We start from the raw sequence: 25,051 nt of genomic DNA, 5'->3' as shown, positions 1-25,051 counted from the left end.
ACATGATGGAAACAGTACATTTTACTCAGCAAACTTTTCGTTCATTAATGGAATGCTTCTCACGTCCAGGAGATCAGCAGCGGCTAGTACAGTCACAGGAAATTACGGGGCTATATTCAGCTACCGTCTCAGCTTGCCTTACATTACTTGATGGTGAAGTGAGCTTTTATGTCGCCAATGAATGTCCAGTAATCCAAAGTGAAATTCGGGCTTGGACAGGTGCCAAATTAGTATCTGTGGATTTGGCCGACTTCATAATTATTTCTGCAGATTGCTCGGAACAACAGGCACAGCATGCATTACAGCATGCAAAAGTAGGCAATCTTATTGACCCACAGCTATCGGCAACCATTTTGTATGAAATAACAGATCACATTGGCAATGTCGTTCATTTACAAGGACCTGGCATTCAACATTCAAAGGCGGTGCAACTTAACGTTCCTGAACAATGGCTGCAGTTAAGAGAAATGAAAAATAATGAGTTTCCATTGGGAGTAGATGTTCTTCTAATCAATTCCAATTCAGACATTATAGCATTGCCACGAACAACTAAAATTCAAGAGGTGAAGCAATCATGGCATACGTAGCAGTTAGAGGCGGATCCGAAGCAATCGAAGCTTCGTTGGAGCATTTACAATATGAGCGTATTAAGCATGGGGAGCATGTAACTGTTCAAAAACTACTAGGAACGATGCGAGGTTTCCTTGACCAAATCATGTCGGAAAGCAGTCTGTATAGTGAACAATTGGCTGCCCTCGCTATGAAGCAAAGTGAAGGGAATCAGGAGGAAGCGGTATTTTTATTGCGTGCCCATCGCTCCACATTACCGAGACTTTATTATTCAACTATAACTGATCCTAGAGATATGTTTGTGTTGCGAAGAATCTCTTCAAGTTTTAAAGATATTCCCGGTGGTCAGCTATTAGGGGCATCACATGACTATTTGCATCGTCTATTGGATTTCAGTCTAATGACAGAAACAAAGGAAGATGTGCAACTGATAATAGACCAGTTTAATGCCATCGAAAAACCTGATAAGAGCAATCTGCAGCTCGAGAAATTACCAAAAGTAATGGATTATTTACGGGACGAACAATTAATTCGAACGTTTTCACTGAATGATGAGGAACCAAGTGATGTAACAAAGAAAGCCTTATCATTTCCTACGAATCGATCGCAGCGACTGCAAACATTAACAAGAGGACAAACGGGAACTGTTACGTCACTTGGTTATGCAGGGTTACGCGGATATGGTGCATCACATCCAAATGTAGGGGAAGTACGTGTCGGGATGCAGCCAATCCATGTGGAAATCGATGGTGAAGACGAACAATACTATATTGGTTCTATTAAGCTGACAGAAGTAGAGTCATTTATTCCAGTAAATATCGATGATGAACAGCAGCAAGTACTGGAATTCGATATCGGATATGGGGCTTGTTTTGGACAAAACGAAACAAAAGCCATTGCGATGTCGATTGTTGACCATGCACTGGAAACAGGGGGTAATACACCGATCCATGATGAGGAATTTGTATTGTTGCATGTTGATATTATCGAATCGACAGGCTTTATCTCTCACTTGAAAATGCCGCATTATGTTACATTCCAGTCGAAACTAGAACAAATGCGCACGATTAAAAAGGAGGGGAAACGATGAGTCGTTTACCGTTTGCATTATTGGATGAACAATCAAAGCGTGAAATTCGACGCGCTATTTTAAAAGGTATTTCCATACCCGGTTATCAAGTACCATTTGCTTCCCGTGAGTTACCTATTGGCCGTGGTTGGGGTACAGGGGGCCTTCAGTTAACGCTTGCACTTATCGGGAAAGAGGATGTGTTAAAAGTCATCGATCAAGGTGCGGATGATTCCGTTAACGCAGTGAATATTAAAAATTTAGTGCAAAAAACGACTGGAGTCGAAACGACGATACGGACACAGGAAGCGAGCCTCATCCAGTCAAGGCACAGAATTCCGGAAGTGCCATTACGCAAAGATCAAGTGCTCGTACTTCAAGTGCCGGAGCCGGAGCCGCTTAGGAAAATAGAGCGCAGTGAGTTTAAAACGAAGCGTCATCATGCGGAAAAGGAATATAGTGGTGCGTATTTAATGTTATTTGAACAAATTATGCGCTATAACCAAACTTCCCAAGGTGCTGATTACCCAGTGCTTGTCAATGATCGGTATGTAATGAATCCAAGCCCGATTCCGCGTTATGATAATCCGAAAATTCATAATAGCGAAGCATTAATTTTATTTGGAGCGGGCCGAGAAAAGAAAATTTATGCCGTTCCACCATATACAAAAGTGGCATCATTGGCATTTGAAGACTATCCTTTTGTTGTCGAGCAATTTGACGGTAAGGCATGTAAAGAAACGGGTCTATCCAACGTCTTTTTAGATGAACTAACAGATGAACAAACAGGTGAAACGTATTATATGTGCAATGACACGAGCTATATGCAAGAAATTTTACAGCAAAAGGTGGGGGCAAAATAATGGTAGAACAGCCAATCTTATCTGTTCGGAATCTTTCGAAACAATATGGGGAAGGTTGCTTGCATTGCCAGCAATCGAACCCAAAGCTAGAAAAGAATTATTGTCCAGTTTGTAAGACTGTTTATGCATGCCGTGACATTTCGTTTGATTTATATCGCGGTGAAATTTTAGGAATTGTCGGGGAAAGCGGTAGTGGTAAATCTACCTTCATGAAAAGCCTGTATTTTGATGAAAACGTCACAACAGGTGAAGGCTATTTGCAAGATTATAAAGATGGCAAGGTCAATATTTTTACGGAATCTTCCCAGATGAAGCGTCAAATCCGCAATATGTTGCTGGGGATGGTGTACCAAAATCCGATTCTTGGATTAAAAATGGACTTTTCATCATTAAGCAATATTGCAGAAAAACAAATCGCCGCAGGGAATCGTCATGTTGGGAATATGGAAGCAAGAAGCTATGACTTATTACAGCATGTTAATATTCCGCTTCATCGCAGTAAGGAAGCGCCTAAAAACTTTTCCGGTGGGATGCAGCAGCGTGTTCAAATAGCAAAGGCACTATCGAATAATCCGCCATTACTATTGCTCGATGAGGTGACGACAGGACTCGATTTATCTGTACAGGCGGATGTATTGGATTTAATCAAATCCATTCAGCGCGAATTTAATATTTCAATGATTGTCGTTTCACATGATTTAGCTGTTATTCGAATGTTGGCAGACCGCACGATTGTTATGCTAAATGGCGAAATTATTGAGCATGGCCTAACGGATCAAGTACTGGAGGATCCACAGCATTCTTATACACAGCAATTAGTCTATTCATTATTGTAGGGAGGCATATATATGCAAGCAATTATTAACGGAATCATTGTAACAGAAGAGCAGTTTTTAAGTGATCATGCCGTACTCATTGACGGCGCGTTAATCGCAGGAATTGTACCTGCAGAGGATCTGGATTTAGCTACAGTTCAGGTGATTGACGCAGATGGGGGCTATGTATCACCTGGCTTTGTCGATATTCACTCAGATTATATCGAGACAATAATCAGTCCAAGGCCTACATCCATTATGAGTTTGAAAGTGGGTTTACGTGAGAGCGAACGTATTTTAATGACGCACGGTATTACGACAATCTTCCATTCGTTATCCTTTTATGGCGATGATAAATATTCACATAAAGCAATTCGCGAACCGCAAAATGTGCAACGATGCATTGACGCCATCCATAATACACATACAGAACAACACTTAATTCGTCATCGTATGCATGCGCGATTTGAAATTGATTCAATCGATCAGATACCGGCACTTGAGCAAAATATTTTGGATGGAAAAATACATTTACTTTCATTTATGGACCATACACCGGGACAAGGACAATATCGCAATCTAGAAATATATAAAGAGACGATGCGCGGCTACCGGACTATTTCGGAACCAGAAGCGGATGTACTCATTAAAGAACAAATTGATAAAACAAAAATGACGTATGAAGAGATTGAGCGGTTGAGCTGTCTTGCAATTGAAAGAAATATTGCGGTTGCGTCCCATGATGACGATGATGTTGCCAAGCTGCAGCTTACTCAATCATACGGAACAACAATTAGCGAGTTTCCGATTACATTGGACGTTGCTAAAGAGGCGAAGCGTATGGGTCTATATACAATTGCCGGTGCTCCAAATATTTTGATGGGTGGGTCGCATTCCGGAAATTTAAGTGCGAGTGAAGCAATTCAGGCCCGTGTTATTGATATTGTTTGCAGTGATTATTATCCACCAGCAATGCTGCAGGGCATTTTTGAATTAGCGGATAAATATGAAGAAGATTTGCATCGATTGTTCCAGCTTGTCACGATTAATCCTGCTCGTGCTGTAAATTTGGATCAAGAAATCGGCTCAATTAAAGCTGGAAAGAAAGCGGACATCATCATCATCGGTAAGATGGATGACGGTTATCCTGTTGTAACCAATACGATGGTAGATGGCAAAGTGATTATGCAAACAAATTACCGATAAGGGGTGGCACAATGCTGACAATTAATGAGCTACAAAAGACGTTTACCATTCATCATCTACAAAATACGTTCACAGCGTTAAATAATATTTCTTTACACGTAAAAGAAGGGGGATTTTTAGGGATTGTCGGTAAAAGTGGCAGTGGGAAGTCCACTATATTAAAAAGCATTTATCGTACGTACGAGCCTCAAAGTGGCGAAATCCTTTTTCATTCCGAAGCATTTGGAATGATAGATCTGTTAAAGGCAAGCCCTAGACAAATTGTTTATTTACGCAAACATGAGATTGGCTATGTATCGCAGTTTTTAAATGTAATGCCACGTACAACGGCACTCGAATTAGTAACGCAATCTTTACTTGATATTGGGATTAAACGACATGATGCAGTTACACGTGCTAAAGAAGCACTGACGCATTTTGATTTGGAAGAAACATTATGGAATAGTTATCCGAATAATTTTTCCGGTGGTGAAAAGCTCCGTCTTAATATTGCCTGTGCCATCGTAAAACAACCACGCTTATTACTGTTGGATGAGCCGACAGCCAGTTTGGATGAAACTTCGAAAATAAAGGTGAGGGAATCTATTGAAAAGCTGAAAGCACAAGGTACTACATTAGTCGGAATTTTTCACGATTTGGAGTTTATGGAAGGTTTATGCGATGAAGTATTTACAATGGAAAAATACGTTAAAGGTGAGATTGCATGATAATTGACTGGCATACACATAGTCGCTATTCCGACGGCAGTGATACATTAGAAATGCTTTTTTGGAAAGCAAAACAGGCAGGAATTACCCACTTAGGTGTTGTTGATCACGATACAGTGGCACATCATAACGAAGGTCATTTACTGGCCAGGCAATATGATATGACGTTTATACCTGGCGTTGAAATTTCTGCCTATGACTTTAAACGCAGACGGAAAGTTCATTTGCTTGGATACGGATTTAAAGGACCTTGCCTAGCAATAGAAGCACTTTGTCAGCCATTATTAGCCCGTCGTCATGCGCATTCCATCTGGCAAACGAGGTGTATAAAAGATGCAGGCTTTCAGATAAATATTGAAGATGCGCTTGCCCATGCACATACGAGCGGTACGTTGTATAAGCAGCATATTATGAATGCCCTATTGGAAGAATCGTATGAAAATAAAAATTATCAAACGCTGTATCAATCGTTATTTAAAGGGTCTGGAGTGGCGGCTGGAGATATAGCCTATATCGATGTCTTTCAGGCACTTAAAGCAATTCATGCCGATGGAGGATTTGCGGTATTAGCCCACCCTGGACAGCTCGATAGCTATGAAGTTGCAGAGGAATTAATTGCACAAGGCTTAGATGGGATTGAATTAGTGCATCCAGATCATACCGAAATGGACAAGAACCGTGTGAAGCAATTGGCTGCCAAGTATAATTTGTTGTTAACTGGCGGTTCCGACTATCACGGCACATATGGTACTTCTGTTAAGCTTGGCAGCTATATAATGGATGATTTACAAAGGTCCTTAACTGTAAACCATTTGTAAAACATTATAAAGATCGTCGAAGAACCCTATTCGTTACTACAGAAACATGATTAAATGTGATTGGAAGTAGGACGCTCTAAAAATTTGGACTATTACGAAAACAAGGAGAGTTGTAATGAAAAAACTATGGAAACTACCTGTTGTTGGAATGTTAAGTGCATTACTTTTAGTGGGGTGCAATTCATCTGAAAATGAACCATCAACTGATGCGGCAAGTGCAAATTCAAAAGAACCATTAGTAGTTGTGTGGTATCCAAATGAATCTGGTTCAGAAATGGGTCCGTCACGTGATGCTTTCGGAAAGCTATTTGAAGAAGCGACAGGAAGAGAAGTAGAACATAAATTAACGACCGACTACGCAATCGCAATCGAAACAATTGCCAATGGAAATGCACAAGTAGCATTCATGGGGGCTCAGGGCTATATCGAAGCAAATAAGAAAAATGAGGCAGTTGCACCATTGGTAGTAACTTCAGGCGAATCAGGAACTCTTGATGATGCCCTTTATTATAGCTGGTTAGCTGTACCTAAAGAAAAAGCTAATGCTTACAAAGTGAATGAAGAATATGATTTGGATACGACAGAAGGGAAAAGCATCTCGTTTGTATCTCCATCATCTACATCAGGCTTTAAAATGCCGGCAAGCTCAATTATTTCACATTTCAGTGACAAAGGCTTGAAGGAAGAAGATTTGATGGAAGGCAATGCTGTGTATCCAAGTGTAGTGTTTGGCGGTTCACATCAAGGTGCAGCAGTTAATATGTTAATGGGACGAACAGATATTGCTTCCTTCTGTGATACATGTGTCGATCCATACATTGAGATAGTTGAAGGAGAAGCAAACAAACCAGGAACGGTTTACCGCGTGCGCGACAATGCAGCGCCACCATTCAATACATTACCAGGCGAGGAATTCACTTTAATCCAAGTAACACCTGTATTAAATGCACCGTTTGCAGTAAATACAGAAGTATTGTCGGAAGAGGAAGTTTCAAAATTAAAAGAAGCATTAACTTCGGATGCGACGGCAAAAAACGAAGAGATTTTCATGCCTAAGGAAAAGGAACAACCATCATTATTCTATACGTCAGGAAATGAGCGATTTTTGGAAGTAGATGATCAATGGTTCAACCCGATTCGTGAATTATCGAAATAAGTATTTAGTGGAGGCAGTGGTCAAGGTAAATTTTTCTTTGAATACAGCCTTCCTTCTTATGAATTATCTCGTAATTTATCGAAATGATCCCCCTGACAGCCCCTTTCTAAAAAAGCAATAAAGGAGAATGAGCGATGCAAACTGTACTGGAACGAACTGTAAAAGAAATACCTAGACCACTTGCCTATCATGAAACGGAAGTCGTAAAATCAGCGAAGACAATTTTACAACTAAATAATATCCATAAAAGTTATGATCAGAAAAATAGCGTGCTAAATGATATTAGTCTTTCATTAGGGGAAGGGCAGTTAATCTCCATTATCGGTCCATCTGGTGCAGGGAAATCTACCTTATTGCGTTGTATTAATCGCATGATTGAACCATCAAGTGGGGAAGTTATTTTCGATGACCAGAATATTGTGCTACTGAATAAAAAAAGACTTCGACGTACACGTGCGAAAATAGGCATGATTTTTCAGCACTATAATCTTGTGTCCCGTCTAACAGTATTTGAAAATGTCCTGCACGGTCGATTCGGCTATAAAAGTACATGGCAAGGTTTGTTTAATGTATATACCGAAGAAGAGAAGATGCTTGCTTTAAATATATTGCAGAAGTTAGGAATGGAAGATCATATTTATAAACGCTGTGATCAGTTAAGCGGTGGTCAGAAGCAACGTGTCGGAATCGCACGTGCATTAGTACAAGAGCCCAAACTTTTATTGTGTGATGAGCCGATCGCATCGCTTGATCCGAATGCCTCTAAAGTCATTATGGATCATCTGAAGGAAATTTCTGAAACAATGGGCATTACTGTATTGGTCAATTTACATCAAGTTGAGGTGGCCACTCGATATTCCGATCGGATTATAGGTCTGAGTAAGGGCTGTAAAGTATTTGATGATGAGCCAGGGAAACTCAATAAATTTGCGATTCAAGAAATTTATGGGACGAATGTGGATGAATTGATTACGGAATAGACGGAGGCAATAATCGTGGATACTGATATTTTACGTAAGAAGAAATGGCGAACAACAATTATTTTTATATTATTAATTGTCTTAACGTATAGTTCTGCTGTGATAACAGAGTTTAGCTTAATCGAAGGAATTATAGCCATTCCGGGGACAGTAATTTGGATGGCGGTTAATTTAATCCCAAGTAGTGAAGCACTGGAAAACTTACCGAAAGTGCTTGAGCGACTATGGGAAACGATTGTGCTATCAATATTTGCAACAATGACTGCCACGATTTGTGCCTTGTTTTTTGCAATGATGGGTTCCAAAACGACACAAGTCCAGCATTTTGTAGGAATCGCAGCGCGTTTTGTTGCTTCCATATTCCGAAATATTCCGGTGGTGGCATGGGCATTAATGTTAGTTATTTCATTTGGACATAATGTGATTACTGGGTATTTCGCGCTCTTTTTTTCAACGTTTGGTTTTTTAGTACGAATGTTTATTGAAACGATTGATGAGGCGAGTTCGGATGGTGTGGAAGCTTTAAAAGCAACCGGTTCTACGTACTTGCAGGTTGTGTTTAAAGGTGTTTTACCGGATACGATGCCACAAATGCTAAGCTGGGTATTTTATATGATTGAAACGAATATTCGAAGTGCTACATTAGTGGGGATTCTGACAGGTACGGGGATTGGTTATTTATTTGATATGTACTATAAAAGCTTAAATTACGAAATGGTCGGCCTTATTACTATTACGATTGTACTTGTAGTATTTGCAATTGAATTTGCATCGAACAAAATAAGGAGGGCGATTTCATAATGCAAGCAGTACCATCTATTAAAAATGTTAAAGTGAAAAAGGGTCGGATCCAAATTCAGCAAGTTTCAAAAGCTTCGATCGTAATGCGCACCGTTTGGATTTCGCTCCTTGTCTTTACATGCATTTGTCCGTTCCTCTTGAATTATGGGGCAATTGAATGGTCGACTGCCATTTCAATGACATTAGGTAATTTGAAAATGATGTTTTTACAGCCGGCATTCAATCAAATTACTTTTGCAACAGCGATGAGCCAAATTCTGATTACGCTCGCTCTTACATTTCTGACTACAGTATTAGGTGCAGTCATTTCATTTTTCCTTGCAATTGCCAGTGCAAAAAATTTAGGCAATGCAAAAGTTTCACATATTATTATTGCGGTGAACTCGTTTATCCGGGCAGTACCGACTGTTTTATGGGTACTCATTTTTGCCATTGTGGCTGGTCTCGGTGCAGTAGCTTGTGTGCTTGGAATGATGCTACATACAATAGCTTATTTGACAAAAGCTTATTCCGAATCGATTGAAGAAATAGGCGATGAATCAATTGAAGCATTACGTTCTGCTGGAGCAAACTGGTGGCATATTATTCGGCATGCCGTAATTCCGCAGTCTTCGTCATTTCTTGTCTCATGGACATTTTTACGATTTGAGACGAATTTTGATATTGCGATCGCAATGGGAGCAGCAGCTGCGGCTGGTGGTATCGGTTTCGAGCTGTTTATGGCATCGAACTTTTACTTTGACTTGCACGAAGTAGGTATGATTACATATTGTGCACTCATTATCGCGCTCATTTTAGAATTTTTTTCAGTACGAATCAAGCGACGTTTAATGACAAAAAGCTAGAAACTAAACAGCGCAGTCCCATACTAGCACTTGGTAAGTGGACTGCGCTGTTTTGTCTAAATAACTGCTAAAAAGAAACGTGCTATCATAATGTGAAAGAGTACGAAAATAATAACGTGCCTACAAAAAGGATAATATTGTCATATTATGATATTCTTAAAACAGGAGGTGCAAATTTATGGACTATACCGAGTTGAAAAAATTTAAAATGCGTTATTTTATTCTGTTTGCGGTTTTCTTATTTATAGCGAGTATTGTATTGGTGTTTGCAGTCGATTTCCCGGATAGCGAGCAATGGATTACATTTATTATGTCCATTTGTTTGTTGTTGTATATTGTCTATCAAACAAAGAAATGGAATTTTACGTATAATGATCAGCCAATGAATACAATCATGTCAAAAGGACGTTGGGCAAGATACTTATCGATAACCACTTGCTTTCAGTTGATTACCGTTGTATTTACAGCGATTGTAGTAACACTTCTGTATCTCATGTTTGAAGAACTTTTACGCAACTTATTTTTATTTGATCCGATGATTGATTTGGAAGAAGTGCAGCCATCATTACTCGTTTATATTTTGTTTTTCATCAATATTTGTATTCTCGCGCCACTTTATGAGGAGCTTTTATTCAGAGGGATTTTACTTCGACGTTTTACATTGAGATGGAGTCCGCAAAAAAGCATTATAATTTCATCAATAATTTTTGGGATTATTCATCTTAATCCGATTAATGTAGTGTTTGCTTTTGCATTAGGCTGTGTGCTCGGCTATGCGTATTTAAAAACAAAAAATATATTTGTTCCGATGTTATTACATAGTTTCAGTAATTTTCTTGCATTCCTTCAATATGTATATACAAATCAAACGGCCGAACTTGATTTACCTTCGACAGAAGCAGCACAGCGTGAACTGTTAATAAACGGTATTTTGTTTATAGTATTGGCAGTCGTTATTATAATTTTGCTTGTTAAATATTATAAGCGTTTCCGGCAATTAAAAAATCCGGTACCGAAAGTTGTGGAGCAAGAAGAAATTGATCCTATTTAAGCTATAACTAGACACAAAAAACCGCCCCTGTTTGCTTTTCTAGCAACATGGGCGGTTTTGTAGTTCTTATGCAAAAAATTCTTTTGTTCCTACACGTTCAGCATTTGTCCGAACACGCCTTGTTTTTCAATAAGCTGTTGGCGCTTTCCCTGTTCGATAATTTTCCCTTGATTCAGTACGATGACATAATCGACTTTGCGAATCGTATTTAAACGATGCGCGATAATAAAGCTAGTACGGTTTTCCATCAGCTTTTCAAGGGCTTCTTGAATATGGAGCTCAGTCACAGTATCGATACTGCTTGTCGCTTCATCTAATAATAAAATTTTTGGATCTGCAACAAAGGCACGTGCAATCGATAGCAGCTGTTTTTGTCCTTGTGAAATCTGGCTGCCATCCGCACTTAATATTGTGTCGTATTTATCCGGAAGCTTATCAATAAATGAATGGGCATTAGCTTTTTTGGCTGCCTCGTATATTTCCTCATCTGTTGCATCAAGTTTCCCGTAGCGGATGTTTTCCTTTATCGACATTTCAAAAAGAAACGGATCTTGCAAGACGAATGCCATTTGGCTGCGCAGACTTGCCTTTGAAATCTCTTCAATATCCATATCATCAAAAACGATTTTCCCATCTGTCTTTTCATACAGTCCTGTTAACAGCTGCATAATTGTCGTTTTACCAGCACCAGTTTGCCCAATTAATGCAACTGATTGTCCTGCTTTCACCTCAAAAGACACATTCGATAATGTAGGGGAGGATGCCTGTGCATCATATTGGAATGAAACATTTTGAAAACGGACATTACCAAGTATTTCAACATCTTCTCCAACGGTTTTATCTTCTTTCTCATCCATGATTAAAAAGACGCGTTCAGCACCAGCTAGAGCAGATAGGACGGTGTTAAACTGGTTTGCCAAATCATTCAGTGGACGGGTGAATTGGCGGGCATATTCTGTGAAAATAATAATCGTTCCGATAGAAATATGACCATAGTAAGCAAATAAGCCTCCTGCAAATGCGACAATTGCAAAACTTAAGCTATTTAATGTGTTCATGACTTTTGGGATGAAGCCGGAATAGGTTAATGCCCAAAAACCAACAGTGCGAATGCGGGTATTCTTTTCATCAAATTGGCGCAGCATTTCGTTTTCCTGTGAAAAAGCTTTTACGACATGCTGACCTGTAATCGATTCTTCAATTAAACCATTCATTTCCCCAATGGCTGCTTGCTGTTGTTTAAATAACAGGCTCGTTCGTTTTGTAATCCAGCGCATACTATAAAACATGAGTGGTACGATCAACATTGTAATGAGTGTTAGGGCAGGGCTTAGCCAAAGCATGACTGCCACAGTACCTGTTAATGTTAATATACTGGACACGACCTGGATAAAGGCACTATTTAATGTTGCGCTGATTGTTTCGATATCATTAGTCGCGCGGCTCATCAATTCTCCGTGCTTTCTTTTATCAAAAAAGCGAAGGGGAAGCTTGAAGAAATGCCCGTATAACTGCGTACGTATACGAAATACTGTTTGTTGGGCAATACTGACCATCCAGTAATTCTGGAAGTAGCTTGCTAAACTGTAAAGTAAATAAATAACCGCTAACCCATAGAGCCAATATTGCAGCTGGCTTAACGAACTGCCATCGATAAATTGATCAATTAGTCTCCCGATAATAAACGGTCCGATTAAGGCGAGCGCAGAGCTTAATACGACGAGAAATAGCACTGCAAATAGCAGTATTTTTTGCTCAGCAACAAAATCAAGAATACGCTTTAATGTGTACGTCCAGTTTTGGGCACGCTCACCTTTTTTCTTCTTTCCGCTTGCATTTTTTATTTGTTCTTTCGTGATAATTGGTTCATAGTTGAAAAACTTCATTCGGCAAGCACCTCCTGCTGTGAAGCAACGATTTTTGCATACAAATCGTTTGTTTCCATTAACTCTTCATGTGTGCCAAAACCATGGAGCTCACCTTCATTAATAAGTAGTATGCGGTCAGCCGTTTGTGCTGTCTGGATTTTCTGTGTGACAACGAGCATCGTTAAAGCTTCACCATCGAGCGCTTCCCACAGTTTTTGCTCAGTCGCGACATCGAGCGCTGATGTACTATCATCCAAAATGAGTAATGAAGCTGGCTTTAGAAGGGCACGTGCAATGGCAAGGCGTTGTTTTTGACCACCCGATAAATTAATGCCGCGTTGTCCAATCACTGTCTCATACTGTTCATCAAAGCTTTCAATGGATTGATGGATTTGTGCTTTTTTCGTCGCGTCAATAATTTGCTCAAGCGACGCATCATTTTGCCCCCAGCGTAAATTGTCTACAATTGTCCCTGAAAACAGAAGTGATTGCTGCGGGACATAGGAAATAGAGCTACGCAATTGTTGAAGTGGAATGTCTTTTATATTGCGTCCATTTATATAAATCGCACCATTATTCGGCTCGTAAAAGTGTTCGATCAACTGCAAAATGGTCGATTTTCCTGAGCCTGTTGCGCCCATAATCGCTATTTTTTCACCGCTGTTAATTGTAAATGATAGATTCTGAAGCGTATACTGTTCCGTTGTTGGATAATGGAAAGAAACATTATCAAAGGAAATTGAGAAAGCTTCAAGTATTGGGGCTTCATTTTTCTCTACTTCTTCTGTACCTTCATTGATATTTAAAATTTCCTCAATACGTTCAGCAGAGGCTTTTGCGCGGGCATACGCAATAATAATAAATGAAAAAATAGAAAACGATGCGGTCATACGGAATGCATAGTTAATTATTGCGGCCAAGTCCCCGGCAAGAATATCATTTTCCCGGATCGCATCTGCGCCAACCCAAATTACAATAAGTAAGCTAATATTCATTACAAATTGGAGAACAGGCAGTGCAATTTCCATGACACGCGTCGCTTTGATCGTATCAAACTTCAAATTTTCTGCGACCGTTAAAAAGCGACTTTCTTCATACTGTCCGCGCATATATGCTTTAATCAATCTTACAGCCTGAAGTCCTTCCTGAAGCTGTCGATTCACAAAATCAAGTCTATGCTGAACACGTGCAAACAATTTGATGCCTATCGATACCATCCATACGAGGAAGATGAGTAAAAACGGAAAACTTACACATAAAATCAAGGCAAGTTTTGCATTGATGATGAATGCCATGATTAGTGAACCAATTGTCATTAATGGGGCTTTCATTGCAATGCGCAACATCATAAATACAATATTCATCGTTTGCGTCACATCACTCGTAAGGCGGGTAATAAGACCTGATGTCGGGAACGTTAAATATGTAGCCATTGTCAGCGATTGAATTTTACTATAGAGTGCCTTACGTAAGTCGAAGCCGAAGCTATGTGCGACATGTGCGGAGAAAAAGGAGTTTAACACACCACTTATAAAGGAAAACAGTGCCAATACAAATAAACAGCCACCCCAGAATGCGACATTGGATAAATTTTCTTCTAGTAAACCTTCATTAATCATCTTCGCCATGAAAAGTGGCTGGATTAAGTCACTTGTAAGCTCTAAAAGCATTAGGAAAAAGGCAATTGCGGCAGGCCATTTATAGCGCCTCATAAATTGAAAAATAGTTTTCATGTAATAACCTCTCATGTTGAATTTACTGGATTTTAACTTCTATTAAATGAGCAATCTCCTTTCGTAAGAAGTTAAGTTCTATAGCAGATGATATAGATTTTAAATTTTTTGAATCTTGCATATTTGATATCTATTATGCCATTTCATGTAAATGAACTCAATAAAATTATTTCGAGAGTCTAAATAATAATAAAAAAAGGGGTTGATTTGAATGAACTTACATTCAAATCAACCCTCTGTTTTCTTAATCATGCACCAAAGTTTGGGCAATGGCTGGATTTTTTTCAACTTCATGTAGCTTATTGAATGAAGCAATAGCCACTTCAACCATTTCGTCTTTTGGCTCTTTTGTCGTTAATAGTTGCAGCCATAAACCTGGATACCCTAAGTAACGTAAAACAGGAATATCACGTACCGCGTTTGTAGCCTGTAATACTTCGAATGAGATACCTATTACAACAGGAATTAATAATATACGACTTACGAGGCGGACCCAAAGAGGATCTACTGGCACGAAGAAGTATGTAAACATTCCGACAATTACTGTGAATAAAATGAAGCTTGATCCACATCGATAGTGCAGGCGGGATTGCTTTTGTACATTCTCGACCGTCAATTCAAGACCGGCTTCATAGCAGTTAATTACTTTATGCTCTGCTCCGTGATATTGGAATACACGTTTAATTAAAGGTGTCATCGCGATAATTTGAAGGTAGGCCAATAATAAAACTAATTTAAAGCCTGTTTCGATAAAAATCTGTATTGTTTTGCCGGGGAACCAAGGTTTTAGAAATTCCGCTAGAAACATAGGTACCAATGTAAAAACAAATTTCCCGAATAGGAACGATAATACACCAATAACGGCTACCCCTAAGATCATCATTAACTTAGATGGTTCCTCACCACTGCTTTCTTCTTCTTCGCCTGGTGTTACTTCATAGCGGTCTGAAGCAAACTGTAAATGCCGAGATCCAAATCCTGCCGACTCAATTAATGCCACAACACCGCGAACGAATGGAATTTTCTTTAGTTTTTGATATATAGGCTTTTTCTCTTTTTTAACGTGGAAATAATCAATGGAATCATCATTTCGACGAATTGCAGTTACCATATGATCTTGCCCTGTGAACATGACACCTTCTAAAAGCGCTTGCCCACCATATACTGGCGCATTATTACTCACTTGCTGCACACCACTCTCTAATTAAATTTCTAATTTTACACTTTAATATAGAAATGAATCTAGCCTTTTCTATGTAAAGTTTCACTTTCATATTGTACTAAATTTTGGGGAAAAGCACTATCGATTCGAATAGTTTTTTTTGCAAACGGCAATACTGAAACAAAAAAAGAGGAGTTTTGATTAGAATGCATTTATTAGTAACAGCGATAGTCGCAGCACTTTTAGGGACAATTAGTTTAAAAGGGTTGCACTTTTTCAATCTCATTTCATGGCACCCTGTATCTTTTTTAAAAAAATATGAATGGTTTGAATGGACTGCCTTTGAACGATGGGCTGTTCTGTTTTTAATCCTGGTAGTATGTGTATATGTGATAACGCTTCTGGCACAGTTTTTTTTCAAGGCTCCACCTTTTTTATTTTCGCTTATTTTAGGGCTAGTTGTTGCTTTAATTTTGGAATGGCTGATATTAGACCTTCCGATTGAATTTTCATCGCTGAAAAAGCTATCCATTCCTTTTATTATTGTTGTTTTAACAATCATGCGCTTTATTGTTGAAACTGCCCAGTATAAGAAGTTATATATATTTCGCTAGGCGAAAGTATTGATGTCTGAAAAGTCTGTGATAAAATAGGGGCAGTATGAAAAAAGGGAGCGCATATTGATGAAGCTACTTATTTTAAATGGTCCAAATTTAAATCGTTTAGGAATGCGTGAACCGGAAATTTACGGAGCTGAAACATTAGACGATGTAAAGGTTAAATGCGAAGCACTGGCAAGTTCGTTTGATGCTTCAATTGATTTTCGGCAGTCTAATCATGAAGGGGTCCTCATTGACTGGATTCATGAGGCGGCTGATACAGAAGTTGATGGTATTGTTTTTAATCCTGGTGCATATACACATACAAGTATCGCGCTACGGGATGCAATTGCTTCTGTAAATGTACCGGTAATCGAAGTGCATATTTCCAATATCCATGCACGCGAAGCATTTCGTCACGAATCAAAATTGGCTGCACAATGTATAGGGCAAATTTGCGGACTTGGTACATTTGGCTATGAGCTGGCCATGCGCAAGTTTTTACAACAATAAAAAGGGGAATGAGAAATCGTGAAACTAACAAAATTGAGACAGGCATTAATCGAACATAATGTAGATGCAATATTAATTACAAATGAATATAACCGTCGTTATATGACAGGCTTTACTGGAACTGCAGGAGTGGCAATCGTTTCACAAAACGACGCTGTATTTATTACTGATTTCCGATATACTGAGCAGGCCTCAGAACAAATTAAAGATTTCCGCATTGCCCAGCATACAGGACCGATTTTTGAAGAAGTAGCGAAACAAGCAGAGTTAATGGGTGTGAAATCATTGGCATTTGAAAAGGATGCGATGCATTTTGGTACATATGAAGTATATAAAACTACAGTAAAAGCTGATTTTATCCCAGTTTCAGGCTTAATCGAAAAAATTCGCTTGATTAAGACTGCGGAAGAGATTAATATTATTAAGGTTGCTTGTGAAATTGCAGATGATGCATTTACACATATTTTAAAGTTCATCAAGCCTGGAATAACAGAGCTTGAGGTTTCGAATGAATTAGAATTTTACATGCGTAAACAAGGTGCTACAAGCTCTTCTTTTGATATTATTGTTGCAAGTGGTTTGCGTTCAGCATTGCCACATGGTGTCGCGACAAATAAAATTATTGAAACGGGCGATTTTGTAACTCTTGATTTTGGTGCTTACTATAATGGATACATTTCGGACATAACACGTACAATCGCTGTAGGACAACCTTCAGAGAAGTTGGTTGAAATGTACAATACTGTACTCGAGTCTCAGCTTCTAGCACTTGAAAAAGTTGGTCCAGGCATGACAGGGATCGAAGCAGATGCAGTGGCACGTGATTACTTAAAATCAAAAGGCTTAGGCGATGCATTTGGTCACTCAACAGGTCATGGTATCGGCTTGGAAGTACATGAAGGACCTGGGTTATCATTCCGATCTGATACTGTGCTAGAGCCAAATATGGTTGTAACAATTGAACCGGGTGTCTACATTCCTGGAATTGGTGGCGTTCGAATTGAGGACGATATTTTAATCACAAAATCGGGTAATGAAGTACTAACACATTCGACAAAAGAATTAATTATTTTATAATTTGGAGGAAATAATTCATGATCTCAGTAAACGATTTCCGTACAGGCTTAACAATTATCGTTGATGGTAACTTATTCCGCGTACTTGAATTCCAACACGTAAAACCAGGTAAAGGTGCTGCATTCGTACGTTCTAAATTACGTAACCTACGTAATGGTAACGTGACAGAAAAAACATTCCGTGCTGGTGAAAAAGTAGAAAAAGCGATGATCGACAACCGTAAAATGCAATATTTATATGCACAAGGTGACGAGCACGTGTTCATGGACATGGAGTCTTACGATCAAACTACTCTATCTGAAGCGCAAATAAAAGATGAGTTATTCTACTTATTAGAAAACATGGAGCTTCACATCCAATCTTACCAAGGTGAATTAATCGGTATTGAATTACCGAATACAGTTACTTTAGAAGTTGCTGAAACAGAGCCAGGTATTAAAGGTGATACAGCTTCAGGCGGTACTAAACCAGCTAAAATGGAAACGGGCTTAATGGTAAACGTGCCATTCTTCGTTAACCAAGGCGACAAACTAATCATCAACACAACTGAAGGTTCTTACGTTTCACGCGCATAATCTGCACGTGTACGTGAATTTTTGTATAGGGATACTGCATTTTATGCGGTATCTCTATTTTTTTGTGACAATCTATAGTAAAGGGAATATAAATAACCCTTTCCATCCATTAGAAATTATAGATAATTAAGGGGGGGATTAGTATAATTAAAAAAAGGGGTGGGACAATGATGAAATCAAGGTTTTCGATTGAAAAACCAATCATACAAGCACCGATGGCAGGTATTACAACTCCTGAATTTGTTGCAGCCTGTTGTGAAGCGGGAATATTAGGTTCGATTGGAGCTGGCTATTTAAATGGCGATGAGACGAAGGGATTTATTCAAAAGGTAAAATCATTAACGAATAAGCCATTTAGTGTGAATTTGTTCATCCAGGAGGAGCCTGGAATTGATGTGAGTGTCCTTCAAGATGCACGTGAGGCACTACAGCCAATTTATGATGAACTCGGCATACCAAAAATACAACGTGTTATTTCAACAGAAGTTTTCGAAGGGCAAGTTCAGGCGATTATTGATGAAGGTGTGAATATCGTATCGTTTACATTTGGCATTCCGGACGAAGATACTATTAAGAAATTGAAATCGCATGATGTGTATTTGATTGGCACAGCGACAACAATCGAAGAAGCCGTTGAGGTTGAAAAGGCAGGGCTAGATGCAGTTGTTTTACAAGGGCGGGAAGCAGGCGGTCACCGCGGCACTTTTACTGAACCTATCGAACTCATTGCTACGGCCGATTTAGTGAAGACTGTACAGGGAAAAGTATCGATTCCGATTATTGCTGCTGGAGGCATAATGACAAAAGAGCATGTAACTAGCATGTTTGACTTAGGTGCTTCATTTGTACAAGTTGGTACAGTATTATTAACGGCTCATGAGTGTGGTGCTGCAAAAACTCACAAAAATGCCATTTTGAATTCTTCACAGGAGTCCACAACATTGACTAAGGCATTTACAGGAAAATATGCACGTGGCCTGAAAAATAAATTTACTGAGCAGTTAAAGGATGCTACAGTGGCACCTTATCCTATCCAACATTATTTAACATTACATATTCGGAAAGAGAGTGCCAATCAAAATAACCCTGAATACATGTCCCTATGGATGGGGGAAAATAGCTATTTGGCTAAAGAAGGAACGATAAAAGAGATTATCGGGCATTTATATCTTTAATAGGAAAATCGCTGATGACGAAGGATAAAATCTTTCACATTGGCGTTTTTTGTGCTTAATTCATTATGAATTGCATATAGTTTCGTTAAGGAAGGAGGGCTTTATTGGAATTACAAGATGTGCTTCGTGTTGCAGGGATTGGGTTGATTATCGCACTTCTTCATTTATTCTTCGAGCATTTAGGAAAAAAAGAGTTTTCATTTTTCTTATTCTTTATTGCGTATTTATATATGACGATTGAATTAATCCGATTTTTGCGCTTGTTCTTTCAAGAGATTGTCGTATTTTTTCAATGGTTGACAGCAGTCTAGCTAAATGATTGCCTTATTTGCTAGTGTCATTTACTTAGTTCTGTTTTTATTTTTAAAACAGACAATGGACAAGTTGCACTCGATTATCGTCGTCATCGCATTTTTTATTTTTTTCCAATTTATTCTTCGCGAACAATTAATTCCACTTTGGCAGCGACTGGCCGTTATTTTTAATAGTGTTCCCTATAGTAAGGGACTATTGTTTACGGCATTGCTATTCCTGATGAATGAGTTGATCTGCCAGCTATTAGAGCAATATGAGTATGATGCATTTGCAACGCTGGTTACATTGTCCGTCCGTATGACAGCAGTTTTATATTGGATCAATCTTTTGCAACCTAAGTTTCAAGTGTTAATCCAACTATTAGAAAGGCTACAGTAATGGAAACGTTCTTTTCAATCTTTACCGAGCCGTTTCAATCTTTGTTATTTTCATTATTGCTTGTTGCAATCTACATTTTATTGTATTTGCTGTTAATTGCCCTAGTACCGAGTGAAGCCGTGTTAATAGAGCAGTTATTTATCCTGCTTTTCATTGTGGTATTTGCGCAAAATGTAGTCGATGCTTTTGTCGTGCTATATGAATTAATCGCGTTGCTTCAAAATTTTTTCATGGCTATATTACCGATTATGACGTTCATGCTGTTGACGATTCAAACAGTTTTTACAGCAATCGCCTGGAATCCTATTATTATTATATTTGTTCAAATTATTTTATTTGTCAGTACGAACATTTTAATACCAGCTCTTATCCTCGCCCTAGTTTTCGATGTATGTACGAAAATATATCCGGCAATTTCCTTTACTAAAGCTGCAGACCTTATTCGCTCTTCCATATTGAGCGTCATGATTGCTTCTGTCGTGGCACTCACATCTATTCTTACATTATCCGGCATTGCATTTATCCAATTAAACGATGCATTAAAATCTCCTATAAAAAAATTAATAGAACAAAATATCCCTTTAATCGGAAGTCTTATTGTAGAAGGATTGTCCTTTTTCCAAAAAACCCAATCAACTGTTTCGACTTTTATTGGACTCTCCTTTTTAACAATCGTTTGGGGGGCGGCCTTTTATCCTGCAACCGTATTGCTCTTACATGCCCTGCTCTTTAAGGTGATGGGCGCAGTTGCCGAGCCTTTTACAAATATGCGCTTAAGCAGTTTGTTTGATGATGTCGGAAAGACGCTGTTTGTTTTATGTGCAGTCGCATTTTTGCTCGGCTTTGCCATTATGTTTATCGTGCTATTATTTATTTTCTTTATGCAGATGTCCATGGGAGGAAAAACGTGATTCAATTATTTCTATTTATTTTGCTGGGGAGCAGTTTGCTTGTGTTTGCAGATGAAAAGCAGTGGCAAGTCTATGTGAAGCTTGCCCTATATTTATTTGTGACAAGCACAATTCTTTCATTCTTTGCATAACCGAGTTCATTCGTTCATACATTATGTTGAAATCTAGTAGAGAAGGGGGCGCATACGCTTAATAATGTGGAAAAGAAACAAGCGAATCGTCCTATCATTTTAATCTTCATTGCCGTTGTATTTATTCTTTGTTTATTCTTTCTTCTACCACAATCAGAGAAAGGGGAAAAAAATCGCTCAAATGAAGAACAGCTCGCAAATTTATTAAGCGAAATTGATTCAGTCGGACAAGTACAGGTATATTTCCACTATGATCAACAAAGGGAACAACAGTTTTTAGCTGTAACACAACAAGAGAAACTATCAGGTGTCATTATTGTGGCACAAGGAGCAAACAGGGCCGACGTGAAAATCATGCTAAAGGAAACAGTGGGGCATGTTCTTCAAATTCCGGCGCATCGTATTCAAGTGGTACCAATGCAAATTAAGGAGGAAAATAAGTGAAAGTGAAAAAGCGAACAGTATGGTTTTTAACATTAGTAAGCCTAGTTGCGGTAATTTCTGTATTCTACATTTTTGAAGACAATACACCGAATATCTTAACTATTTTTTCTGATGAAGCTATTAATGAAACGGATATTTTAGGTGTTAACAAAGAGCTAACTCAACCAGTAAACTCAGAAAGTGATTTATTCCAGGAAGTGCGCCTTGAGCAAGCAAACAAACGAAGCCAATTGAAAGCGCAATTAACACAAAAAATTGCATCCGATGAATACAGCGCGGAAGAAAAGAATACAGCATTCAATGAAATGGATGAACTTATTAAGTTGGAGTCTTCAGAGGCAATGTTGGAAATGCTTATTAAATCAATCGGATATTCCGATGCACTTGTTCGGATTGATGAAGAAAAAGTAATGGTGACAGTAATGTCTGATGAGATTTCAAAACAGCAGGCAAGTGAAATTATGTACATCGTTCGTTCTGAATTTAATGACTATGTAAACGTACAGGTAAAGTTTGAACCTTTTAATTAATTGATCGTCTTATAAATGTAAATTACAAAGCTGTGTTATATAGCAGTTGGTTATTTATTTCTTTGTTTTAATATACATTTGTTCTGTTTTATGCCTATTTTTATGTAATTTAAAATAAAGTATTTCAAAATAGTCGGAAAAATTATAAAATAGGGTTTGTATTGTTATTACTTTTTTAAAGGGAGAGTTAAGAATGTTCAAAGTTCAAGAAATCCGAGAAATTATTAAATTAGTAGATGCATCATCTATCGACGAGTTTGTTTATGAAGCGGACGGCGCAAAGGTTAAATTAAAGAAAAAGAATGGTGTAACAGAAGTAGTAGCTCCTAAAAAAGTAGAGGAGGCACCAGTAGCGCAAGTTGCAGCACCAACTCCAACAGCGGTAGCATCAATCCCAGCACCGGCTCCTAAAGTAGAAACTCCAGCACCAGTGGAAAACGCAGCTGATTTACATAAAATCACTTCTCCAATGGTCGGAACTTTCTATCAATCTCCAAACCCTGAAGCAGCACCTTACGTAAAAGTAGGCGACAAAGTAGGCGATGAATCAATCGTTTGTATCGTAGAAGCAATGAAGTTATTCAACGAAATCGAAGCTGAAATTAAAGGTGAAATTGTAGAAATTTTAGTACAAGACGGCCAATTAGTAGAATATGGTCAACCTTTATTCCTAGTAAAAGCTGAATAAGGAGCGTAACTATCAATGAAAAAAGTATTAATCGCAAACCGTGGCGAAATTGCGGTACGTATTATCCGTGCATGTAAAGAGCTTGGTATTCAAACTGTTGCAGTATATTCAGAAGCTGACGCAGATGCGTTACACGTAAAGTTAGCGGATGAAGCATATTGCATCGGTCCTAAATTATCGAAAGATTCGTATTTAAGTTTCCCGGCTGTTTTAGGGGTAGCACAAAAAACAGGTGCTGACGGAATCCATCCCGGATATGGCTTCCTGGCGGAAAACGCAGCATTTGCAGAGGCTTGTGAAAACGCGGGTATTAAATTTATCGGTCCTTCTTCGGATGCGATTAAAATTATGGGAATTAAAGACGTTGCACGTGACACAATGGAAGCGGCAAACGTTCCTTTAGTTCCTGGTACTGGTATTGTACCGGATATCGAAACAGGTAAACAATGGGCGGCGAAAATCGGTTACCCAGTCATCATTAAAGCAACTGCTGGTGGTGGCGGTAAAGGAATCCGTGTAGCACGCACTGAAGAGGATCTTGTAAAAGGTATTGAGATTACTCAAAAAGAAGCTGCTGCTGCATTCGGCAACCCTGGTGTTTACTTGGAAAAATTCATTGAGTATTTCCGTCACTGTGAAATTCAAGTGCTTGCAGATAGTTTTGGCAATGTTGTTCATCTTGGTGAGCGTGACTGTACGGTACAACGCCGTATGCAAAAGCTAGTTGAGGAAGCGCCATCACCGGCACTTTCCGAAGAGCGTCGTGCACAAATGGGTGAAGCAGCTGTGAAAGCAGCGCTTGCTTGTAACTATGAAGGTGCAGGTACAATTGAGTTCATCTATGATTATCAGGAAGATAAATTCTACTTCATGGAAATGAACACTCGTATCCAAGTAGAGCATCCTGTAACAGAAATGATCACAGGTGTTGACTTAGTTCAGCAACAATTAAAAATTGCTTCTGGTGAAAAACTGCCATTCAAGCAAGAAGATATTAAAATCAACGGTTGGGCAATTGAGTGCCGTATTAACGCTGAAAACGCATACAAAAACTTCATGCCTTCAGCAGGTACGGTAGAAACGTATGTTGTACCAGGCGGATATGGGGTTCGTATTGATTCTGCTGTATATGCAGGCTATACAATTCCACCATATTACGATTCAATGGTAGCAAAACTGATTGTACATGCTGACACGCGTGAGGAAGCAATCGCCAAAATGGATCGTGCTTTATCAGAGTTCGAAGTAGCTGGACCTGGAATTAACACTACAATCCCATTCCACCAAGCTTTAATGAACAACGACGTATTCAAATCAGCGAAATTCAACACGAAGTTCCTTGAAGAGAATGATATTTTAGGCGTGAATGTGAAGGCTTAATCGTGGCTATGACGCTATACTAACCGTTCATTGAGCGGGAAGGCTGTTCGTTTGTCTTACGAGACTATATATCATATTTATGTAAAGTGGAATAGGATGCGGAATAGAATAAAAGCGGAATGCCGTAAATTTTTACCCTCTAACGAGAAATTGTTAGGGGGTTTTTTCTTATCTAAAAAATGTAATCATCGGTTAGGAATTTTTGATATGGAAAATTCACCGAGAAAGCCGACAGGAGAAAAGGTAAAGTAGACGATCATGGACCGGCAATTATTAACCAGGACGCACCATTACTTAAAACTGATGCATACCTATAAAATTTCGCTACATTTTTTCTGAACTAGCCGATTAATTCTCCTCAATATCGTCGATTAGCATTTGCCTTAACTTTCGTTTGCGCTTGATATGCCAAATCAATCCTTTAGTTAAGTGCTTCTTAACGTCAGCATCATCGGTATTAGCGATTAAAATCCGTAATTTTTTGGTGCGTACTTTATGGAGTCGTATATCGTCTAAACATTTCCTTCTTTCAATTGCATCCAAGTTAACACCTCATTTAGTTGGGTTAACATTATCATACCGCAGATACATTTACACTTATTCATGCACAGTGAAATTTGACTAGACAGGTATTTATCTGTCTCGAATCACCTTAATTTAACGTAAAAATAATAGTAGAAACTCAATGCGT

General features: G+C 38.7%; 29 protein-coding genes. 25 read left to right on the top strand and 4 right to left on the bottom strand.

The window, feature by feature from the left end; genetic code table 11:
- Positions 1 to 5: 5 nt before the first annotated feature.
- The 12 genes from phnH (at position 6) to MKY13_RS11660 (ending at position 10,881) form a co-directional block, all read left to right on the top strand.
- The gene (phnH, locus tag MKY13_RS11715; RefSeq protein WP_339212835.1) at positions 6 to 587 is read left to right on the top strand and encodes a phosphonate C-P lyase system protein PhnH; all 582 of its coding nucleotides are present in this window, start codon (positions 6 to 8) and stop codon (positions 585 to 587) included.
- Positions 575 to 1,660 (top strand): carbon-phosphorus lyase complex subunit PhnI, encoded by a 1,086-nt coding sequence (locus tag MKY13_RS11710; protein ID WP_339212833.1) that lies wholly within the window; start codon positions 575 to 577, stop codon positions 1,658 to 1,660. Before phnH ends, MKY13_RS11710 begins: the two co-directional genes overlap by 13 nt.
- Positions 1,657 to 2,502, top strand: coding sequence for an alpha-D-ribose 1-methylphosphonate 5-phosphate C-P-lyase PhnJ (locus tag MKY13_RS11705; RefSeq protein WP_339212831.1), 846 nt, complete (start codon positions 1,657 to 1,659; stop codon positions 2,500 to 2,502). The genes MKY13_RS11710 and MKY13_RS11705 overlap by 4 nt, the downstream gene beginning before the upstream one ends.
- The gene (locus MKY13_RS11700; RefSeq protein WP_339212829.1) at positions 2,502 to 3,338 is read left to right on the top strand and encodes an ATP-binding cassette domain-containing protein; all 837 of its coding nucleotides are present in this window, start codon (positions 2,502 to 2,504) and stop codon (positions 3,336 to 3,338) included. Before MKY13_RS11705 ends, MKY13_RS11700 begins: the two co-directional genes overlap by 1 nt.
- A gap of 12 nt (positions 3,339 to 3,350) precedes the next feature.
- On the top strand, positions 3,351 to 4,523 hold the full coding sequence (gene phnM / locus MKY13_RS11695) for a phosphonate metabolism protein PhnM (protein ID WP_339212827.1): 1,173 nt from the start codon (positions 3,351 to 3,353) through the stop codon (positions 4,521 to 4,523).
- Between the two features lie 11 nt (positions 4,524 to 4,534).
- Positions 4,535 to 5,230 (top strand): phosphonate C-P lyase system protein PhnL, encoded by a 696-nt coding sequence (phnL, locus tag MKY13_RS11690; RefSeq protein WP_339212825.1) that lies wholly within the window; start codon positions 4,535 to 4,537, stop codon positions 5,228 to 5,230.
- Complete coding sequence (locus tag MKY13_RS11685) at positions 5,227 to 6,048, top strand: PHP domain-containing protein (RefSeq protein ID WP_339212823.1); 822 nt, start codon at positions 5,227 to 5,229, stop codon at positions 6,046 to 6,048. The genes phnL and MKY13_RS11685 overlap by 4 nt, the downstream gene beginning before the upstream one ends.
- A gap of 115 nt (positions 6,049 to 6,163) precedes the next feature.
- The gene (locus MKY13_RS11680; RefSeq protein WP_339212821.1) at positions 6,164 to 7,204 is read left to right on the top strand and encodes a PhnD/SsuA/transferrin family substrate-binding protein; all 1,041 of its coding nucleotides are present in this window, start codon (positions 6,164 to 6,166) and stop codon (positions 7,202 to 7,204) included.
- Positions 7,205 to 7,338: 134 nt separating this feature from the next.
- Complete coding sequence (gene phnC / locus MKY13_RS11675) at positions 7,339 to 8,184, top strand: phosphonate ABC transporter ATP-binding protein (protein WP_191700035.1); 846 nt, start codon at positions 7,339 to 7,341, stop codon at positions 8,182 to 8,184.
- Between the two features lie 15 nt (positions 8,185 to 8,199).
- Positions 8,200 to 8,985, top strand: a complete 786-nt coding sequence (locus tag MKY13_RS11670) for a phosphate/phosphonate ABC transporter permease (protein ID WP_191700034.1) — start codon at positions 8,200 to 8,202, stop codon at positions 8,983 to 8,985.
- Positions 8,985 to 9,830 (top strand): ABC transporter permease subunit, encoded by an 846-nt coding sequence (locus MKY13_RS11665; RefSeq protein WP_191700033.1) that lies wholly within the window; start codon positions 8,985 to 8,987, stop codon positions 9,828 to 9,830. The genes MKY13_RS11670 and MKY13_RS11665 overlap by 1 nt, the downstream gene beginning before the upstream one ends.
- Before the next feature lie 178 nt (positions 9,831 to 10,008).
- Entirely contained in the window at positions 10,009 to 10,881 is an 873-nt protein-coding gene (locus MKY13_RS11660; RefSeq protein ID WP_191700031.1) for a type II CAAX endopeptidase family protein, read from the top strand.
- 89 nt (positions 10,882 to 10,970) lie between these two features.
- Here the strand turns inward: MKY13_RS11660 and MKY13_RS11655 are convergent, their stop codons facing one another.
- The 3 genes from MKY13_RS11655 to MKY13_RS11645 form a co-directional block, all read right to left on the bottom strand.
- The gene (locus MKY13_RS11655; protein WP_191700029.1) at positions 10,971 to 12,767 is read right to left on the bottom strand and encodes an ABC transporter ATP-binding protein; all 1,797 of its coding nucleotides are present in this window, start codon (positions 12,765 to 12,767) and stop codon (positions 10,971 to 10,973) included.
- Positions 12,764 to 14,482, bottom strand: coding sequence for an ABC transporter ATP-binding protein (locus MKY13_RS11650; protein WP_191700028.1), 1,719 nt, complete (start codon positions 14,480 to 14,482; stop codon positions 12,764 to 12,766). The genes MKY13_RS11655 and MKY13_RS11650 overlap by 4 nt, the downstream gene beginning before the upstream one ends.
- Before the next feature lie 244 nt (positions 14,483 to 14,726).
- On the bottom strand, positions 14,727 to 15,614 hold the full coding sequence (locus MKY13_RS11645) for a DUF1385 domain-containing protein (protein ID WP_339216916.1): 888 nt from the start codon (positions 15,612 to 15,614) through the stop codon (positions 14,727 to 14,729).
- A gap of 236 nt (positions 15,615 to 15,850) precedes the next feature.
- Here MKY13_RS11645 and MKY13_RS11640 point away from each other — a divergent pair, with 236 nt between their 5' ends.
- The 13 genes from MKY13_RS11640 (at position 15,851) to accC (ending at position 24,360) form a co-directional block, all read left to right on the top strand.
- Positions 15,851 to 16,258, top strand: a complete 408-nt coding sequence (locus MKY13_RS11640; protein ID WP_191700026.1) for a DNA helicase — start codon at positions 15,851 to 15,853, stop codon at positions 16,256 to 16,258.
- 69 nt (positions 16,259 to 16,327) lie between these two features.
- The gene (gene aroQ, locus MKY13_RS11635) at positions 16,328 to 16,756 is read left to right on the top strand and encodes a type II 3-dehydroquinate dehydratase (RefSeq protein WP_191700024.1); all 429 of its coding nucleotides are present in this window, start codon (positions 16,328 to 16,330) and stop codon (positions 16,754 to 16,756) included.
- A gap of 15 nt (positions 16,757 to 16,771) precedes the next feature.
- Positions 16,772 to 17,833, top strand: coding sequence for a Xaa-Pro peptidase family protein (locus MKY13_RS11630; protein ID WP_339216914.1), 1,062 nt, complete (start codon positions 16,772 to 16,774; stop codon positions 17,831 to 17,833).
- A gap of 17 nt (positions 17,834 to 17,850) precedes the next feature.
- Positions 17,851 to 18,408: an elongation factor P gene (gene efp / locus MKY13_RS11625; RefSeq protein WP_191700023.1), complete on the top strand. Its 558-nt coding sequence runs from the start codon at positions 17,851 to 17,853 to the stop codon at positions 18,406 to 18,408.
- A 167-nt stretch (positions 18,409 to 18,575) separates the two neighbouring features.
- Complete coding sequence (locus tag MKY13_RS11620; RefSeq protein ID WP_191700021.1) at positions 18,576 to 19,583, top strand: nitronate monooxygenase; 1,008 nt, start codon at positions 18,576 to 18,578, stop codon at positions 19,581 to 19,583.
- Between the two features lie 104 nt (positions 19,584 to 19,687).
- The gene (locus MKY13_RS11615; protein WP_008404269.1) at positions 19,688 to 19,894 is read left to right on the top strand and encodes a hypothetical protein; all 207 of its coding nucleotides are present in this window, start codon (positions 19,688 to 19,690) and stop codon (positions 19,892 to 19,894) included.
- A gap of 4 nt (positions 19,895 to 19,898) precedes the next feature.
- Positions 19,899 to 20,276 carry a pyruvate formate-lyase gene (locus MKY13_RS11610; protein WP_191700019.1) on the top strand — a complete coding sequence of 126 codons (378 nt, stop codon included), beginning with the start codon at positions 19,899 to 19,901 and terminating at the stop codon, positions 20,274 to 20,276.
- Positions 20,276 to 21,187 (top strand): stage III sporulation protein AE, encoded by a 912-nt coding sequence (locus MKY13_RS11605; protein ID WP_339212817.1) that lies wholly within the window; start codon positions 20,276 to 20,278, stop codon positions 21,185 to 21,187. The genes MKY13_RS11610 and MKY13_RS11605 overlap by 1 nt, the downstream gene beginning before the upstream one ends.
- The gene (locus tag MKY13_RS11600; RefSeq protein WP_263617017.1) at positions 21,184 to 21,318 is read left to right on the top strand and encodes a hypothetical protein; all 135 of its coding nucleotides are present in this window, start codon (positions 21,184 to 21,186) and stop codon (positions 21,316 to 21,318) included. The genes MKY13_RS11605 and MKY13_RS11600 overlap by 4 nt, the downstream gene beginning before the upstream one ends.
- A 66-nt stretch (positions 21,319 to 21,384) precedes the next feature.
- Positions 21,385 to 21,762, top strand: a complete 378-nt coding sequence (locus MKY13_RS11595) for a hypothetical protein (protein ID WP_191700016.1) — start codon at positions 21,385 to 21,387, stop codon at positions 21,760 to 21,762.
- Positions 21,759 to 22,292 carry a SpoIIIAH-like family protein gene (locus tag MKY13_RS11590; RefSeq protein ID WP_191700014.1) on the top strand — a complete coding sequence of 178 codons (534 nt, stop codon included), beginning with the start codon at positions 21,759 to 21,761 and terminating at the stop codon, positions 22,290 to 22,292. The genes MKY13_RS11595 and MKY13_RS11590 overlap by 4 nt, the downstream gene beginning before the upstream one ends.
- A gap of 193 nt (positions 22,293 to 22,485) precedes the next feature.
- Positions 22,486 to 22,980: an acetyl-CoA carboxylase biotin carboxyl carrier protein gene (accB, locus tag MKY13_RS11585; protein ID WP_191700012.1), complete on the top strand. Its 495-nt coding sequence runs from the start codon at positions 22,486 to 22,488 to the stop codon at positions 22,978 to 22,980.
- 15 nt (positions 22,981 to 22,995) lie between these two features.
- Complete coding sequence (gene accC, locus MKY13_RS11580; RefSeq protein WP_191700010.1) at positions 22,996 to 24,360, top strand: acetyl-CoA carboxylase biotin carboxylase subunit; 1,365 nt, start codon at positions 22,996 to 22,998, stop codon at positions 24,358 to 24,360.
- 348 nt (positions 24,361 to 24,708) lie between these two features.
- On the opposite strand, the gene MKY13_RS11575 is transcribed toward accC, so the two are convergent.
- Positions 24,709 to 24,903, bottom strand: coding sequence for a hypothetical protein (locus MKY13_RS11575; RefSeq protein WP_339212813.1), 195 nt, complete (start codon positions 24,901 to 24,903; stop codon positions 24,709 to 24,711).
- Positions 24,904 to 25,051: the final 148 nt, after the last annotated feature.

Source organism: Solibacillus sp. FSL W8-0372 (genome assembly GCF_037969735.1).
Lineage (GTDB): Bacteria > Bacillota > Bacilli > Bacillales_A > Planococcaceae > Solibacillus > Solibacillus faecavium.
This window is presented reverse-complemented; position numbering and strand designations above follow the sequence as displayed.

What these genes read in the sequence shown, in the direction of transcription:
- MKY13_RS11705 (WP_339212831.1), top strand. Translation starts at nt 1,657, where the DNA reads ATGAGTCGTTTACCGTTTGCATTATTGGATGAACAATCAAAGCGTGAA.
- MKY13_RS11650 (WP_191700028.1), bottom strand. Translation starts at nt 14,482, where the DNA reads ATGAAAACTATTTTTCAATTTATGAGGCGCTATAAATGGCCTGCCGCA.
- MKY13_RS11710 (WP_339212833.1), top strand. Translation starts at nt 575, where the DNA reads ATGGCATACGTAGCAGTTAGAGGCGGATCCGAAGCAATCGAAGCTTCG.
- phnM (WP_339212827.1), top strand. Translation starts at nt 3,351, where the DNA reads ATGCAAGCAATTATTAACGGAATCATTGTAACAGAAGAGCAGTTTTTA.
- phnC (WP_191700035.1), top strand. Translation starts at nt 7,339, where the DNA reads ATGCAAACTGTACTGGAACGAACTGTAAAAGAAATACCTAGACCACTT.
- MKY13_RS11640 (WP_191700026.1), top strand. Translation starts at nt 15,851, where the DNA reads ATGCATTTATTAGTAACAGCGATAGTCGCAGCACTTTTAGGGACAATT.
- MKY13_RS11610 (WP_191700019.1), top strand. Translation starts at nt 19,899, where the DNA reads ATGATTGCCTTATTTGCTAGTGTCATTTACTTAGTTCTGTTTTTATTT.
- aroQ (WP_191700024.1), top strand. Translation starts at nt 16,328, where the DNA reads ATGAAGCTACTTATTTTAAATGGTCCAAATTTAAATCGTTTAGGAATG.
- MKY13_RS11645 (WP_339216916.1), bottom strand. Translation starts at nt 15,614, where the DNA reads ATGTTCACAGGGCAAGATCATATGGTAACTGCAATTCGTCGAAATGAT.
- MKY13_RS11660 (WP_191700031.1), top strand. Translation starts at nt 10,009, where the DNA reads ATGGACTATACCGAGTTGAAAAAATTTAAAATGCGTTATTTTATTCTG.
- efp (WP_191700023.1), top strand. Translation starts at nt 17,851, where the DNA reads ATGATCTCAGTAAACGATTTCCGTACAGGCTTAACAATTATCGTTGAT.
- MKY13_RS11680 (WP_339212821.1), top strand. Translation starts at nt 6,164, where the DNA reads ATGAAAAAACTATGGAAACTACCTGTTGTTGGAATGTTAAGTGCATTA.
- MKY13_RS11605 (WP_339212817.1), top strand. Translation starts at nt 20,276, where the DNA reads ATGGAAACGTTCTTTTCAATCTTTACCGAGCCGTTTCAATCTTTGTTA.
- MKY13_RS11665 (WP_191700033.1), top strand. Translation starts at nt 8,985, where the DNA reads ATGCAAGCAGTACCATCTATTAAAAATGTTAAAGTGAAAAAGGGTCGG.
- MKY13_RS11655 (WP_191700029.1), bottom strand. Translation starts at nt 12,767, where the DNA reads ATGAAGTTTTTCAACTATGAACCAATTATCACGAAAGAACAAATAAAA.
- phnH (WP_339212835.1), top strand. Translation starts at nt 6, where the DNA reads ATGGAAACAGTACATTTTACTCAGCAAACTTTTCGTTCATTAATGGAA.
- MKY13_RS11700 (WP_339212829.1), top strand. Translation starts at nt 2,502, where the DNA reads ATGGTAGAACAGCCAATCTTATCTGTTCGGAATCTTTCGAAACAATAT.
- accB (WP_191700012.1), top strand. Translation starts at nt 22,486, where the DNA reads ATGTTCAAAGTTCAAGAAATCCGAGAAATTATTAAATTAGTAGATGCA.
- phnL (WP_339212825.1), top strand. Translation starts at nt 4,535, where the DNA reads ATGCTGACAATTAATGAGCTACAAAAGACGTTTACCATTCATCATCTA.
- accC (WP_191700010.1), top strand. Translation starts at nt 22,996, where the DNA reads ATGAAAAAAGTATTAATCGCAAACCGTGGCGAAATTGCGGTACGTATT.
- MKY13_RS11685 (WP_339212823.1), top strand. Translation starts at nt 5,227, where the DNA reads ATGATAATTGACTGGCATACACATAGTCGCTATTCCGACGGCAGTGAT.
- MKY13_RS11620 (WP_191700021.1), top strand. Translation starts at nt 18,576, where the DNA reads ATGATGAAATCAAGGTTTTCGATTGAAAAACCAATCATACAAGCACCG.